General features: G+C 63.5%; 13 protein-coding genes. 6 read left to right on the forward strand and 7 right to left on the reverse strand.

All coding sequences use genetic code 11. The annotated features are described in order from the left end of the window. The 3 genes from HFGMBDPB_RS14975 to HFGMBDPB_RS14985 all read right to left on the reverse strand — a co-directional run. On the reverse strand, window positions 1–237 hold a 237-nt coding region (locus HFGMBDPB_RS14975), incomplete at its 3' end, for a transposase (RefSeq protein ID WP_249343495.1). 305 nt (window positions 238–542) lie between these two features. After that, window positions 543–1,616 (reverse strand): linear amide C-N hydrolase, encoded by a 1,074-nt coding sequence (locus tag HFGMBDPB_RS14980; RefSeq protein WP_016446829.1) that lies wholly within the window; start codon window positions 1,614–1,616, stop codon window positions 543–545. 296 nt (window positions 1,617–1,912) lie between these two features. Then, window positions 1,913–2,098, reverse strand: coding sequence for a hypothetical protein (locus HFGMBDPB_RS14985; protein WP_016446831.1), 186 nt, complete (start codon window positions 2,096–2,098; stop codon window positions 1,913–1,915). Between the two features lie 266 nt (window positions 2,099–2,364). Between HFGMBDPB_RS14985 and HFGMBDPB_RS14990 the strand changes: the two genes are divergently transcribed. Together HFGMBDPB_RS14990 and HFGMBDPB_RS14995 are read left to right on the forward strand one after the other, a co-directional pair. Further along, entirely contained in the window at window positions 2,365–2,844 is a 480-nt protein-coding gene (locus HFGMBDPB_RS14990; protein WP_016454858.1) for a GNAT family N-acetyltransferase, read from the forward strand. 137 nt (window positions 2,845–2,981) lie between these two features. After that, entirely contained in the window at window positions 2,982–4,283 is a 1,302-nt protein-coding gene (locus HFGMBDPB_RS14995) for a UDP-N-acetylglucosamine 1-carboxyvinyltransferase (protein WP_016454857.1), read from the forward strand. Between the two features lie 24 nt (window positions 4,284–4,307). On the opposite strand, the gene HFGMBDPB_RS15000 is transcribed toward HFGMBDPB_RS14995, so the two are convergent. Then, entirely contained in the window at window positions 4,308–4,700 is a 393-nt protein-coding gene (locus HFGMBDPB_RS15000) for a hypothetical protein (protein ID WP_209671306.1), read from the reverse strand. Between the two features lie 165 nt (window positions 4,701–4,865). On the opposite strand from HFGMBDPB_RS15000, the gene HFGMBDPB_RS15005 reads away from it, so the two are divergent. Further along, complete coding sequence (locus HFGMBDPB_RS15005) at window positions 4,866–5,231, forward strand: Arc family DNA-binding protein (RefSeq protein ID WP_016446835.1); 366 nt, start codon at window positions 4,866–4,868, stop codon at window positions 5,229–5,231. A 132-nt stretch (window positions 5,232–5,363) separates the two neighbouring features. Next, complete coding sequence (locus HFGMBDPB_RS15010) at window positions 5,364–5,543, forward strand: CsbD family protein (protein ID WP_016446836.1); 180 nt, start codon at window positions 5,364–5,366, stop codon at window positions 5,541–5,543. A gap of 111 nt (window positions 5,544–5,654) precedes the next feature. On the opposite strand, the gene HFGMBDPB_RS15015 is transcribed toward HFGMBDPB_RS15010, so the two are convergent. Further along, window positions 5,655–6,830 (reverse strand): GGDEF domain-containing protein, encoded by a 1,176-nt coding sequence (locus HFGMBDPB_RS15015; RefSeq protein ID WP_227468596.1) that lies wholly within the window; start codon window positions 6,828–6,830, stop codon window positions 5,655–5,657. Window positions 6,831–7,182: 352 nt separating this feature from the next. Between HFGMBDPB_RS15015 and HFGMBDPB_RS15020 the strand changes: the two genes are divergently transcribed. Then, window positions 7,183–8,745: a methyl-accepting chemotaxis protein gene (locus tag HFGMBDPB_RS15020; protein WP_212645671.1), complete on the forward strand. Its 1,563-nt coding sequence runs from the start codon at window positions 7,183–7,185 to the stop codon at window positions 8,743–8,745. Between the two features lie 467 nt (window positions 8,746–9,212). Here HFGMBDPB_RS15020 and HFGMBDPB_RS15025 read toward each other — a convergent pair whose 3' ends face one another. Next, a complete protein-coding gene (locus HFGMBDPB_RS15025) occupies window positions 9,213–9,506 on the reverse strand; it encodes an H-NS histone family protein (RefSeq protein ID WP_016446839.1) in 294 nt (97 codons plus the stop codon). 794 nt (window positions 9,507–10,300) lie between these two features. Between HFGMBDPB_RS15025 and HFGMBDPB_RS15030 the strand changes: the two genes are divergently transcribed. Beyond that, on the forward strand, window positions 10,301–12,121 hold the full coding sequence (locus tag HFGMBDPB_RS15030) for a methyl-accepting chemotaxis protein (protein ID WP_016454855.1): 1,821 nt from the start codon (window positions 10,301–10,303) through the stop codon (window positions 12,119–12,121). 32 nt (window positions 12,122–12,153) lie between these two features. Here HFGMBDPB_RS15030 and HFGMBDPB_RS15035 read toward each other — a convergent pair whose 3' ends face one another. Next, window positions 12,154–13,641 carry a GGDEF domain-containing protein gene (locus HFGMBDPB_RS15035; RefSeq protein WP_209800631.1) on the reverse strand — a complete coding sequence of 496 codons (1,488 nt, stop codon included), beginning with the start codon at window positions 13,639–13,641 and terminating at the stop codon, window positions 12,154–12,156. Between the last annotated feature and the right edge of the window lie 471 nt (window positions 13,642–14,112).

Here is a 14,112-nt window from a genome sequence, read left to right on the forward strand (position 1 = left end):
ACCAGCAGCGTTCCAGTCGCGCAGGCGGCGCCAGCAAGTCATGCCGCTGCCGTACCCAAGGGATTGGGGAAGGTCTTCCCACGGAATGCCTGTTTGCAACACAAACAGGATGCCGTTGAGGGCGGCTTCATCGCTGACTGCGAGCTTGCGCGCACCGCCTTTGGAGGAAGGTACGAAGGCTGGGATGAGAGGTTGTAGCTGTCGCCACAGTTCTTTGCTTACGGGTCGTCGTGCCATGAGGGCAGCGAGCATAACGCTCTGCGGGGGGCTTCTGACCAAGTGGTGTTAGCCGCTCTAAGAGGCACTGATCGCCTCGCTTGCATGCAGGCTACCAGATGATTTTCCGCTTGGGCGCACCCGACGGGCGCGGTTTGCAGGAAGAACTCCGATCAGTGCCGAGGCCTGCCCTGACGGGCCCTTCCATCGCGCCGCCCCCGCCGATGACGGTAACGGTCATGGTTGTGATGCCTGCAGGCACCGTGCAATGTTGGGGGCCGCCAGCGGCCGTTGTTGATTTGGTGTTTCTGCTCGCTTTTTTTTCCCTAGATGCCTAGAAATTGAAACGGTAATGATTCCTGAAACTGCCGCGTGGCATCGCCCGAGAAGGTGTGGTTCTGGTCTGGGCCCAGATCCAGCTTGAGAACCTTGCCGGTTTTCTGGCTGAAGTCGAGTGCCTTGAGGTCTATCCAGAAGGTATTTGGCGTCAACGCTGATTCGAAGAAGTAGAGCTTGCGCTGGTGGTCGAAAACGGTTCTCCAGCGGGTTGACGAGATATTGGGCTCCTCCGGCGTATTCAGGCCGTAGGGCACCGAGGCGTTGCGGATCACGCTGAAGACGCTGGCCAGCGCCTTGTTGGGGTCCTGACTTTTGGGGATGGCGTTGACGTAGAAGGATGCGCGGGCAAATCGATCGGCGGCGCGATTGGTGCCGGGCAGCATGGTGGTGCCGCCCACTTGCTGCCAATAGGTGTTGAGAGCCAACTGCTGATCAAACGTCGGTGAATTGGTCATGACCTGGTATTGCCGGCCGTGATGTATCACCTGCCGGCCATTGATGTACTCGACGATGGCGCTGTCGCCGCTGGCGTCGGACATCGAGAGATGCAGCGTCGTCAGCCGGTTCTCTCCGGGAACGTTGTCGGAGACGATGGTGAAAGGTTCTTTCTCCAGCGCCGCAACGGCTTCCTGGACGGTGGCGAAGTTGTCTAGCACGTATTGCGCCCAGGCTGCAATGGTCAGGCCAGGCTTGCTGCCCGCACCGAAGGCCGGGTATTGGGACTCCACCAGCCAGAGCAGGTTGGCGTTGAGGCCGGCTTCATTGACTCCATCGGTGGTGGAGACGTCATAGCCCGAGGTGATGACGCTCCCGTATTTGGACGTCCAGCGCAACGAGTTGGGGCCTGCCTTGCCTGAGCGCTCCATTCCACGCGGGAGCACCCAGAGATTGCTGACGATGTCGCTTTTCCAATCCATGGAGCGCGCGGTGACGACCTGGCCATTCGCACCAAGAAAGACAAGGCGGGTGCAGGCCCAGGTGCTGGGCAGGGCCGTAAGGCCGGCAATTCCCATCAGCAATGCGCCCACTACGGGGTGAATCTGCAGTCTGCGTTTCTTCATGGCAACTCCTTTGCAGGCAAATGGACTGGCGCAGTGTAGTGCGTCATTCGTACCCAGGTCAGAAATGGCCGCCTTGTGAAAAGGCGGGCCGGCAAACTGGCGGTCATTGGAGATGCCGCGCATGGGCCTGCGCGCATGCGGGTGCAGAGGGCACCGCTGTCAGATGGCGTGGCTGAACATGGGGCTGGCCAGCATCGCCACCGCAAAGGAGATGGCGCAGATTGCAGACCACAGGAAGACGAGGAAGAGGTGGCGCATCGTGCAGCTCTCGGGAGTGTTTGGTGGTTCTTGCCAGTTCAATTGCGGATGCGGTTCAGAATGCGCAGCCCGAGCATTGAAAGGCGTTGCAGCAGAGGCCGTGGCTCCATGCGCAGCAGCAACAGCTGCTGGCCGCCGCGCACGGGAAAGGCTTCCAGCAGGCTGCGGTGGTAGCGGGCATCCGGGTCCGGGTTGAAGCTTTCTGTGGGAACGACTCGATGCATCTTGTATCTCCGTCATGTGATTTCGGAAGCCTTTGGGGAGCGCGGCCTCTGACGGGATCTATTTCAATTGGTTTCGCGGCGTTTCCGTGCGGGTCAAGTTTGTGGCCGCATGTAGGCCGGGTCTGTACGCTGCGTATGTGTTTTGCGCACGCGCTGTGCGGCCTGTCCGCAGGTCTTCACAGGTGTGAGCAGCGCGTCTGCAACGGCTTTGCGGCGGCTGGCAGTCCCTAGAATTCGGGATCCCCATCTCATTTGCCAGGAGTTCCATGTCCTCCGTTCCCACGCTTCAGATCCGGCCCGTTGCACAGGCGGACCATCAGCAATGGCTTCCTCTTTGGCAGGGCTACAACGCCTTTTACGGGCGCGCTGGCGAGACGGCGCTGCCCGATGACATCACGCAGGCGACCTGGGAGCGCTTTCTCAATCCGCTGGAGCCGGTGTTTGCGCTGGTGGCAGAGAGCGAGGGTGAGCTGGTGGGCCTGGCGCACTACCTGTTCCACCGCAGCACGACGCGGCTGGAGCCCGTGTGCTATTTGCAGGATCTGTTTGCCGATGCACGCCGGCGCAAGCAGGGCATAGGCAAGTCGCTCATCCGCGCGGTCTACGAGCAGGCATCCCTGGCGGGAGCGCGCCGTGTCTACTGGCAGACGCAGTCTTCCAACGAAGCGGGCCGTGCGCTGTATGACCAGGTGGCCGAGCATCGTGGCTTCATCGTCTACGGGCACGAACTCCAGGGCAGAGCCTGACGCTTTGTTGTCGGGTTGGCGATCCAGAGAAGAAACCTGTTGAAACAGCGGGTGCGCGCAGCCGATGCAGGTCCGCCGGGGGGGCTTGGCAACCCTAGAATCACGCGTTGTCCTTTCGCTGCTTGCGCTGCACCCCCATGTCCAATCTCATCGTCCACGGCGGCACGCCCTTGCGCGGCCGCGTCGTTCCTTCCGCCAACAAGAATGCCGTGTTGCCGATCCTGTGCGCCACGCTATTGACCGATCAGCCGCTGCGGCTGCATGGCGTGCCGGACATCACCGATGTGCGCAAGATCCTGGACATCTTCCGCACGCTGGGCAGCGAGGTGCAGCTGGACGAAACCACACGCACGCTGCAGTTGCATCATCGCGATACGCGCTTTGATGCATCGTCGCATCGCCTGCCGGAGGAGATGCGCTCTTCCATCATGCTGGTGCCGCCGCTGCTGGCGCGCTTTGGCGTGGCGCGGCTGGAGGACAACGTCAAGGGCTGCACGCTGGGCGTGCGTGAGATCGATCCGCACGTGGACATCTTCCGCTCCTTCGGAGGTGAGGTGGAGCGCGCCAGCGGCTCGCTGCTGATCCACAGCGCACAGCCGCTCAAGGCCGTGCGCCACTGGCTGGACTACGCCTCCGTCACGGCGACAGAGAATTTCGTGCTGTGCGCCGTGGCCGCGCAGGGCGAGTCCATGCTGACCAATGCGGCCTGCGAGCCGCATGTGCAGGAGTTTTGCCGCTTCATGGTGATGATGGGTGCCGACATCGACGGCATCGGCACCTCGCGGCTGACGGTGCGTGGCGGCGCGCCGCTGAGCGGCGGCGAGTTCACCTTCGAGGAAGACTTCCACGAGATCACCACCTTTCTCGCGCTGGGCGCGATCACGGGCGGCGATGTGGAGGTGCGCAACAGCACGCCGGACAACTTTCCGCTGATCGACCGCACCTTCGCCAAGTTTGGCGTGCAGGTGGAGCACAAGAACGGCTGGTCACGCGCGCTGCGCTCGGGGCCGCTGAAGGTGCAGACGCCGTTCACCAGCAATGTGCTCACCAAGGTCGAGGCTGCGCCGTGGCCGTACTTTCCGGTGGATCTGCTGCCCATCTTCATTGCGCTGGGCGTGCATGCGCAGGGCAATGCGCTGTTCTGGAACAAGATCTACGACGGCGCGCTGGGCTGGACGGGAGAGCTGTCCAAGTTCGGCGCCCATGTGTTTTCTTCGGACCCGCATCGTGTGGTCACCTTCGGCGGCAATCCGCTGACGCCGGCCGTGGTGGAGAGCCCCTACATCATCCGCGTGGCGATTGCGCTGTTCATGGTTGCCAGCAGCATCGAGGGCCGCTCGGAGATCCGCAACGCCACGCCGATCCGCCGGGCGCATCCGCACTTCGTGGAGAACCTGCGCAGTCTGGGCGCTCGGGTGGAGTGGACCAACGAGGAGTGATGGAAAGCGGCGATGCGCAGGCTGCTAGGCCTGCGCCGCCGCATCCGAGAATCTCTTGGCCGCCCTGAGCAGGTAGCTCACGGCATAGAGGATGGGGTCGTCCGTCTCGTCGTCGTTCACGCGGTCAATGATTTCCAGCAGGCCCTGAAGATCGGCGGACATCTGTGGCAGCACGCTGCTGGCCAGGGCCTCCACCGGCTGCTCGGCAGCGGCGCGGTCCGCCTTGTGGTGATAGCCGCGCAGCAGGTCGCGGACACCGATAACCATGGCGCGGCTGGATCTTTCCACATGCATTTCCAGCACGCTCAGCGCTGCGCTGATGTGGCATAGCGCGTCTGTTGCCAGGGTCTCAGGGTCGGGCGGGCTGGCGACGGCCTGCGCAGGATGCACGGAGGCTGGCATGTCTGTGTCCGGCATGGTTCTGTCCTTGCGCAATGTGTCCTGGATTCAGGGCTGGTGGTTCGAGGGCGTGGATGTGGGCTTGCACAGCCCCCGGGCGGGTCGTTTCGAGTTTTATGCCAACTTGGAATCATGTCAACTAGGCATGAATCTGAATTTGCATCCGGCAGGTACCATCGCGCAATGCAACGCAAACCCTTTCCCAGCGAAACCCAGGAGCGCTTCATCGTCCGTTTTCCGGATGGCATGCGTGATCGCATCTCGGAAGCGGCAAAGGCCGGCCACCGTTCCATGAATGCAGAAATCGTTGCGCGCATACGGCGCAGCTTCGAATTGGACGAAGCCGGCGATGCCGACCAGGCCGGGGTCGAGCAGGGTGCGGCGGGATTGAGAGAGGAAATTTCGCGCCTGTGCCAGTTGCTGCAAGAGCACAAGGACGCTGCGGCAGGCCTGTTCGAGGCGCACAAGGAAGCGGTGGTGGACGAGGCGCTGAAACGCCTGCGCTCCGAAACAGGCATGGCGGCAGGCCGCGCTCCGGGGAAGAGATGAGGCTGTAGGCCTGAGACCACGCTCATCGTTGCCGAGAGCTGGCGCCTGTCCTTGCGGGGCGCGCTTATCGTTGCGTCGGGTCTGCAAGGATCCATCCCTTTTTTAGAAGCTCTTGCAGCAAAGGACGCAGCTATGAACACGGATCAGATCAAGGGCACGCTCAAGGATGCCGCAGGCAAGGTGCAGCAAAAGGCTGGCGAGTTGATCGACAGCCCCGAACAGCAGGCCAAGGGCATTGCCAAGCAGGTCGAAGGCACGGCTCAGAAAAAGCTGGGCGATGTGAAGGAAGCCCTGAAGGATGCGAAAAAGTAAGGCGCCCACGCTGCCTTGATGACGAACAAGCCCGCCACTCCCTGGCGGGCTTTTCTTTTCAGCGAGTTTTGACGGGCGCAAGCCCGAGCAAGGCGTTCCTTGCTTCCTTTATCAGGCGGTCTGGGGCAGCTTGCGGCCGGGGTCCGCGGCCACGTGCACACGGTCACGGCCTGCCTGCTTGGCGGAGTAGAGCAGGGCGTCGGCGCGCGTCAGCGCATCGGTCAGGGCGGTGTTGGCGGCCACGGGGGCGATGCCGAAGCTGATGGTGATCCGCTGGCCGGCTGCCAGCACATAGCCGTCCGCGCTGAGCTGAGCGCGTATGCGCTCGGCCACGCGCTCGGCCTCCTCGGGCGTGGTGCGCATCAGCAGCAGCACGAATTCCTCGCCGCCAAAGCGTGAGACCAGATCGTCGCTGCGCACATGCTGCTGCAAGGTCCTGGCCACGGCCTGCAGAACGCGGTCGCCACAGTCATGGCCCCAGCTGTCGTTGATGCGCTTGAAGTGGTCTATGTCGCCGATCAGCACGGAAACCGGCGCCATGTGCGAATCGGCCAGGCGCAGCTCGGCGGCCTCCTGGAAGGCGCGACGGTTGAGCAGGTTGGTCAGCGAGTCGTGGTTGCGCTCCTGGCGCAGAGCGGTGAAGACATCGCGCACCGTGCAGGCCAGCAGCATCAGGGTGAACAGCAGAGCAAACGACAGCGTGCTGACCAGAGTCACCAGCCAGTAGGTGGAGCGAGCAATCTCATTGAGGTCGGTGCTGCCCAGGGCCAGCACCAGCAGCGGCCGGGCGGCGGTGTAGCCGGCAAACACCACGTAGGACCAGTAGAGCATTCTCTCCAGCCAATCCTGCGGTGGCCGGCGCCGCAGCATGGCGGGCGCCGGCAGCAACTGCAGCAGGCCCAGGCCTGTGTTGAGCCAATGCACGCGTACCCACAGATCGACCTGGATCCGGCTGTAGTAGTACAGCGCGGCCAGAACCACCGCACCTATGAGCAAACCCAGCACGGGATGGGCCGAGACCCCGTAACGCCCCGCCATGCAGCGCGCAAAGCACCAGGTGCCAAACAGGTACATGGCGCCTGTGTACACGGCCCAATGGTGGAGTTGTTCGGGGGGGGCAATGCTCTGCCATGCAAGCGCCAGGGAAACCAGGGCATAGCCGCCGGCAATCCACAGCAGATAGCGCTGGCGACGCTGCACCAGCCAGCACACGGCCAGCGTGCAGCTGAGCAGCAAAATGCTCAGCGGCGCAATCAGTACATAGAGGCGATCGGTATCGAGTGACACATCCACAGCGTGTTATGCACTTGCAGGTGCGAAAGACGGCAGCTGGCAGCTTCCAAGCCCAGGCATTCAATGGCGTGGCAGCCGCAAGCGTCATTGCATTTTGCATCCGATGTCACCGGCGCTTGCCACTGCATATGCACTGTTCCGCGTTGTGCACAGCGGGTGATATCGGGTCTGCCCGCGCGCAGCCTCAAGTTCCGGGTATTTCTGACGAAAAAGCAAGTCATCTTTTCCGGATTGATGGGCCATGTCGATATGGCGGGGCTTTTCACCGGAAGACGGCCAGCGCTAGTGCGCGTGGCCTGTTGTTTCACCTTTCCTCTGTTCAGTTTTTCCGACGAGAGTTCTACGAATGAAATTTGATCAATGGAGCGTGTCCGCCAAGCTTTGGGGCACGCTGGGCGGCTTGTTGGCGATGATGCTTGCGGTATCGCTGTGGGCACAGTTTGCGGCGGCCCGCGCCATGGACCAGGGCATGCAGACGCTGTCCGAATATGAGAACCGCATCGGTCTGGCCATTCAATGGAAGGGCGCAACGGAAACCACGGGCGAGCGGGTGCTGGCCAGCAATGCCTCCACCGATGAGGAATTGACGCGCCTGCTCGACGGCCGGGTCAAGGAGGGCTCTGGCCTGATCACCAAGCTGCAGGCCGAGATCGTCAAGGGTGCCAGCGAGGCCGACAAGGCTGCGCTAGAGCGCATCGCCAGCATCCGTGCCGAGGTGCTGGCGCTGAACAAGCGGGCCCGCGAGATCAAGTTGACGGGCGATGCCGCGGCGTTCCGCGAGTTCGTCCAGCAACAGTACCTGGGTGCCATCAGCCGCTATGTGGACTCGCTGGAAGTCTTCGTGCAGCTGCAGCGCAGCCAGCGCGATGCGGCCATGGAGCAGGCCCAGGCCGCGCGCCAACAGGCCAGTGTGCTGGCCTGGATTGTCCAGGGCGTGGTGCTCCTGGCCGGACTGGCGCTGGCCTTCGTGCTGACGCGTGCCATCACGCGTCCGCTGGAGCGAGCCGTGCAACTGACCGATGCCATTGCGCAGGGCGACCTTACCGTGTCGGCCGAGGACAGCCGCAAGGACGAATTCGGTCATCTGCTGCGCTCGGTCTCGGGCATGGCGGCACGGCTGCGTGGCCTGGTGACGGAGGTGCGTGACAGCGTGCACTCGATCTCCACTGCATCCACCGAGATTGCCGCCGGGAATCACAACCTGTCTTCGCGCACCGAGCAGACGGCGTCGAACCTGGAGGAAACGGCCGCCAGCATGGAGCAACTGACCGCGACCGTGGGCCAGGCCGCCGACACCGCGCGCCAGGCCAATCACCTGGCCGGCAGCGCCGCCCAGGCGGCCGAGCGCGGGGGCGCCGTGGTGGGCCATGTGGTGGCTAGCATGGACCGCATCAGCGACAGCGCACGCCGCATCTCCGACATCATCGGCGTGATCGACTCCATTGCTTTCCAGACCAACATCCTCGCGCTCAATGCCGCCGTGGAAGCGGCCCGCGCGGGTGAGCAGGGCCGTGGCTTCGCTGTCGTGGCTGGCGAAGTGCGGGCCCTGGCCCATCGCAGCGCAGAGGCTGCCAAGGAGATCAAGGGGCTGATCAGCACCTCGGTCGATGCCGCGCAGGAAGGCTCTGCCCAGGTCGCCCAGGCCGGCCAGGTGATGGATGACATCGTGGGCAGCGTGCGCAAGGTCTCGGACATGATTGGCGAGATCACGGCGTCTTCCACCGAGCAGCGCGACGGTATTGGCCAGGTCAACCAGGCCGTCAGCCATCTGGACCAGATGACGCAGCAAAACGCGGCCCTGGTGGAGGAGTCCGCAGCGGCAGCGGCCGCACTGAGCGACCAGGCGCAGCGCCTGTCGGGTATGGTGGCCGTATTCAAGGTTGGCAACGCTGTGCCAGCCCTGCGATAGCGCGTGCAGAAAAAAAGGACCGCCGGGGCGGTCCTGTTGCAGAGAAAAGCCGTGGCCCTTGCGGGCCTGCCAGGGTAAGTCAGTGAGAGGGGAGGGAGGAGATAGTCTCCCTGGCTCGGCTGGAAAATGGTTCGTGGTGGTGGCGGATTGCTCCAGTGGCCGTTAGGGCCTTGCCGTTGCGTGACGGGATGCCCCTGGCTTGCGGGTGCTGCACTGAAGTGGGCATCATGATTTTGGAGAGTGCAGGTGTAGGACAGTTCCCTGTGCGATACCTGCTGTTTCCCTTGTTGTGATTGCTTGGGTACCGAAACATGCAGGCACCTCTCGGCTCACACATCAGCACTACATTGAAGAATTTGTAACTTCTGGGCAATAGGGTTAACCCCTTGCTTCTGGCAACAAAAAGCCCGCACTTGGCGGGCTCTGTCGCAGCTTCGTGGCTGCCGGAAGGCGTGGCAGGCCGCATCTCATATGGCGAAGGGAGTGCGGTCCTTGCCTTCAATCCAGCGGGGCTGCTTGCCGCGGCCGGTCCAGGTCGCACCGGTGGCGGGATCGCGGTACTTGGGAACGCCGACCACGCGGAAACCAGCGCCAGTCTTGGCTTTGGACGAGGGAAAGACATCGGCCTCGGTCAATCCGTATTGGTCGATGATGGTGCGCACCTGGGCAATGGCTCCGGACTTTTCGGTCTTGAGCACTTCGGCGATCTGGGCTTCGAGCTGGGCTTTCTGCTGCAGCAGTGTCTTGTAATCTGTGGTCATGTATATCAATGAATGTTGATCTGCCAATATAAAGGAATCCGGGAGAGCTTTTGGCAAAGTGAGCCTACACTGCCGCGCAACACCCGGATGACGACAGGCGTATTGTCAGAGAGCCTGTTTGAGAACAGGTTCCCATGTTGCCTGAGTCTAGGCGAGTCTGACGCTGATTTTTGTGGCGTATGGAAACCGGGTCATCGCATCTGCCACCGCTGCGCAGGTGCTGGGAAACAGGGCCGTGTAGCAGGCGCCGGCCACTTTGATGATGCATCGCTTCATGTTTCTCTCCCCTTGAATGACAGGTCTGCCTGCTTATCGGCATCTTTGCATCAAGATGAAACATTTTGTATCCTGCTCCCTGCCGATCCTGGTCAGGGGCCTTCATGGATCCATGGCAGTCCAGGAAGGGCAAGAAAAGGCCGCATGGTGCACCCCAAAAATATGAGGGAGGGAAAAACACAGGGTGCGCGGCGCAAACGGCAGGACCCTGTTGCAAGGCCCTGGCGTTTGCGACAAAAAGATTCCGCCTGCAGGGCGGGAAATGTATGTGTTACAAATTGACACTATAGCATGCATCCGTCCAGGATGTGACGATAACTTGCAAAAACCTGACGACTCAGGCTCCGGTGGCGTTGCGAGCAAAGCGCTGCTTGCTCGAAGGGGGCAGCGGATCACCTGCAGCCAGGAAGCGTGCAATTGCAAGGGCAAGTACGCACTCTTTGAGCTCTGGCGGCCGGTGTGTCTCGGATAGGCTCGGTGGGCATCCACAGCCCTCGTTTTTGCCTTTACTACGCATCATGTTTCAAACACTTCGTGCCCGCCTGATCCTCATCTGCGTGGCAATCACAGTGGCCGCGCTGTTCGCGCTGTCCATGGCCACCTTCTGGACGGCGCGCGGCAGCACGCTGTCCGGCATCGACGAAAACATCGGCCAGCTCACGCAGGCCCATGCAGCCGCATTGACCGACTGGGTCCAGGACAAGCAGCGCATCACCGGCTCGCTGAAAACGGCGGTGCAACAGCCTGACCCGATTCCTTTCCTGCTGGCAGGCCAGCAGGCCGGCGGCTTCGATGACGCCTACTTCGTGCATGCGGACAAGCGTGCCGTGTTCACCCATCCCATGCCGGAGAACTACGACGGCACCCAGCGCGACTGGTTCAAGCAGGCCGTGCGGGAAGGCCGTCCGGGCGTCACGCCGGCCTACGTGGACGCCAGCACGGGTGAGCTGACGATCAGCTTTGTCGATCCGGTCGGGGCCTCGGGCGCGATCACGGCCGTCGTCGGCACCGATGTGCGGCTGGCGGCCATGTCCAGGAAAGTGGCGGCCATACGCCCCCAGGAAAAGAGCTTCGCCTTTCTGATGGACGGCGAAGGCCGTCTGCTGGCCTACGCCAGGCCCGAGCTGGCGCTCAAGCCCGCTTCGGCGATTGCACCGGAGCTCGATGCGGCCCTGATCAAGCGCCTGGCCGAGCAGGGCGGACGTGCCGACCTGGTGCTCGATGGAGAGCCGCAGATGGTCTATGCCGCCAAGGTGGAGGGCACGCCCTGGACGCTGGCCGTGGTGATCGACCGCGCACAGGCCACGCATTCCGTAAGCGCGCTGCTGCAGGTGGCCGCCTTCATCACCGCGCTTTCCGTGCTGGGTACGGCCGTGCTGTTGACCGTGGTGCTGCGCCGGATGCTCATGCGCCTGGCCGTGGCGCGCGATGCCTTGCAGGACATTGCTTCCGGCGAGGGCGATCTGACCCGCCGCCTCACGGCTGCAGGCCGGGACGAACTGGCGCAGATCGGCCAGTCCTTCAATCAGTTCGTGGACAAGATCGCCACGGTGCTGCTGCGCATTCGCGAATCGTCGGAATCGGTGCGCATGGCGTCGGCCGAGATCGCGGGCGGCAACCAGGACCTGTCGTCACGCACCGAGCAGCAGGCCAGCTCGCTGGAGCAGACGGCAGCCGCCATGGAGCAGATCACGGCAACCGTGCAGCAAAACGCGGCCAATGCCCGCCAGGCCAGCGAGCTGGCCACCAGCGCCTCGCAGATCGCCACGCAGGGCGGTGAGGCCGTGGGCCAGGTGGTGCAGACCATGGGTGGCATCGAGGCGTCGGCACGCAAGATCGAAAGCATCATCGGCGTGATCGACTCCATCGCCTTCCAGACCAACATCCTCGCGCTCAATGCTGCCGTCGAAGCGGCCCGTGCCGGCGAGCAGGGCCGTGGCTTTGCGGTGGTCGCCAGCGAGGTGCGCACGCTGGCCCAGCGCAGCGCCACGGCGGCGCGGGAGATCAAGGCGCTGATCGACGATTCCGTGGGCCAGATCGACACGGGCAGCCGGCTGGTGCGCAATGCGGGCACCACCATCGACCAGGCCGTGGACGGCGTGCGCAAGCTCAGCACGCTGGTGGCCGAGATCAGCAACGCCAGCCAGGAGCAAAGCCGTGGCATTGCCGAGGTGGGTAGCGCCATTGGACAGATGGACCAGGTCACGCAGCAGAACGCCGCCCTGGTGGAAGAGGTCACGGCGGCTGCGCAATCGCTGCAGCAACAGGCCGTGCAGCTGGCCCAGGCCGTGGCGGGCTTCAAGCTCGACGAAGGAAACGGCGCCCGCCGCCTGCGCTGAGCGCGGGCAAAACGCCGAGGCGGCGCCTGGTGTCAGGCCGCCTTGGCGCCCCCGGAATGCTCGCAGGCAAAGGCCGGTGTACCGGCCTCGTCCGGCCGCTCGCCCGCCACGAAATACCGGTCCCGGCCGCTGGCCTTGGCCTGGTACAGCGCCGTGTCGGCCGTGCGCAGCAAGGCGCTCAAACCCAGCGGCGGCTGGGCCATGTTCGTGCAGGCGATGCCAATGCTCAGCGTGGGGCAGATGGTTGCGCCATCGCTTGTCTCGATGCGGATTTCGCGCGTGGCTTCGCACAGCCGCTGGGCCACGGCGCTGGCCGTGGCGCAGTCGGCGCCAGGCAGCAGCACGGCGAATTCCTCGCCGCCCAGGCGGCCTATGAGTTCATGCGGGCGCAGCGCCTGCGACAGGCGGGCCGAGACTTCCTGCAGCACCCGGTCGCCAGCGGCATGGCCGTGGCGGTCGTTGGTGTGCTTGAAGTGGTCCAGGTCCAGCATCAGCATGGCGCCCGACTGGTGCTCGCGCTGCAGGCGCTCCAGCGTGCGCTGAGCGCGCTCCAGAAAGCTGGTGCGTGCCAGCAGGCCGGTCAGCGCATCGTGGTTCACTGCATGGCGCAGTTTGCTGAGCATGTCCTTGAAGGCCATGAGCGTGCAGGCCACGGCCAGCGGGCCTATGGACAGCATGGCCAGGCCCAGGCGGAACGAGAACGTGGTCTCCAGTTCGGAACTGGGCGAGGTGAGCAGTACATCTGAAAACGTGGCCAGCTTGATGGCACAGCTGGCGAGGTTGAGCAGGGCGACCACGAACAGCCGGTAGCGCATGGCACACAGCAGCATGGCCGGCATGCTCAGGGACAGCGCGCCCGGCCCGCCCAGGTAGATGGCAATGGCCTCGGAGATCACCAGGGCCAACAGCGGCAGCAGGGCCTGCACGGTCTGCCTGAACGGCTGGCCACGCCAGGACAGCGGCTCCAGGCTTGCGGGAAAGCTCAACAGAACGGGCAGCAACAGGGTCATGTGCATCAGCTCGCTGCTGAACCACATGGCCATCATGGGCTGCCAGGGCCAATGCATCAGCTGGTGCATGCCCACCGAGCCCAGCACGGCGCCGACCACGCTCACAAGCAGGCTGCACATCACCAGGTGCAGCACCGATGAGGGGGAGCGCATCTGCCGCACCCGCAGCGGCAGGCGCCGCATCATCACCCAGCCGCAGGCCACGGCTGCCAGATCGGCGAAAGTCAGCCACAGGGTCTGGTCAAGCGGGCTGCCCGACAACCATTCGGCCAACGCCATGGCCACGGCGGCCGCCGTCCAGCAGTGTCTATGGCTGTAGGCGGGGCTGCGCAGCATCCAGCCCAGGAGCAGGGCGTTGGACAGCCACAGAGATGACAGATGCCCCGGAGAGCGCAGGCCCAGCGCCACGGCCGAGCACAGAAACAGCACCCCGCCCAGCACAAAGCTGTCCCGCCAGGGCGTTGCAGCTTGTGAAATCCACGGATCTCCAGATACGGCGCGATATGACATATGTCTCCCCTGTGGAGACTGAATGGAGGCACCGGACACTGCGCGCGTTCGTCGGGCATGCCGGGCATGCCCTTGTCATGGGGAACGAGCGGTCCGGCGGGCAGCGGGAAATCGGAAAACCCTCCTTTGGCGTGCTGCGGCAAGCCGCGTAACTGCGGGCAGGCCATGCGTCGGAAGCCGACGGATGCGGGGTAACTTGAGTTCACAAAATTTACGCCTTCGGGGCCAATCTAGCGGAAATGCATGTATTTGCAAGTACTGATCCATCATGCGTGCTGCGCCTTCCCAAGCGGTTTGCCGTGTTCCGTCGAGCCCGGCCAGTACGGCCGCAGGCGGCAGCCCTACCCGCGGAGCAGCGTCGCCAAAGGAAGGATGGGATGCATGCTAAGTATTTATGCGAGGTCCCAGCCGGGTGACATGCAGCGGCGGAGCATCGGGGTGTGTCGGGGGATTTGTAATTAGTTACTTTTG

It is taken from the genome of Delftia sp. PE138 (assembly GCF_018320755.1).
GTDB lineage: Bacteria > Pseudomonadota > Gammaproteobacteria > Burkholderiales > Burkholderiaceae_C > Comamonas > Comamonas tsuruhatensis.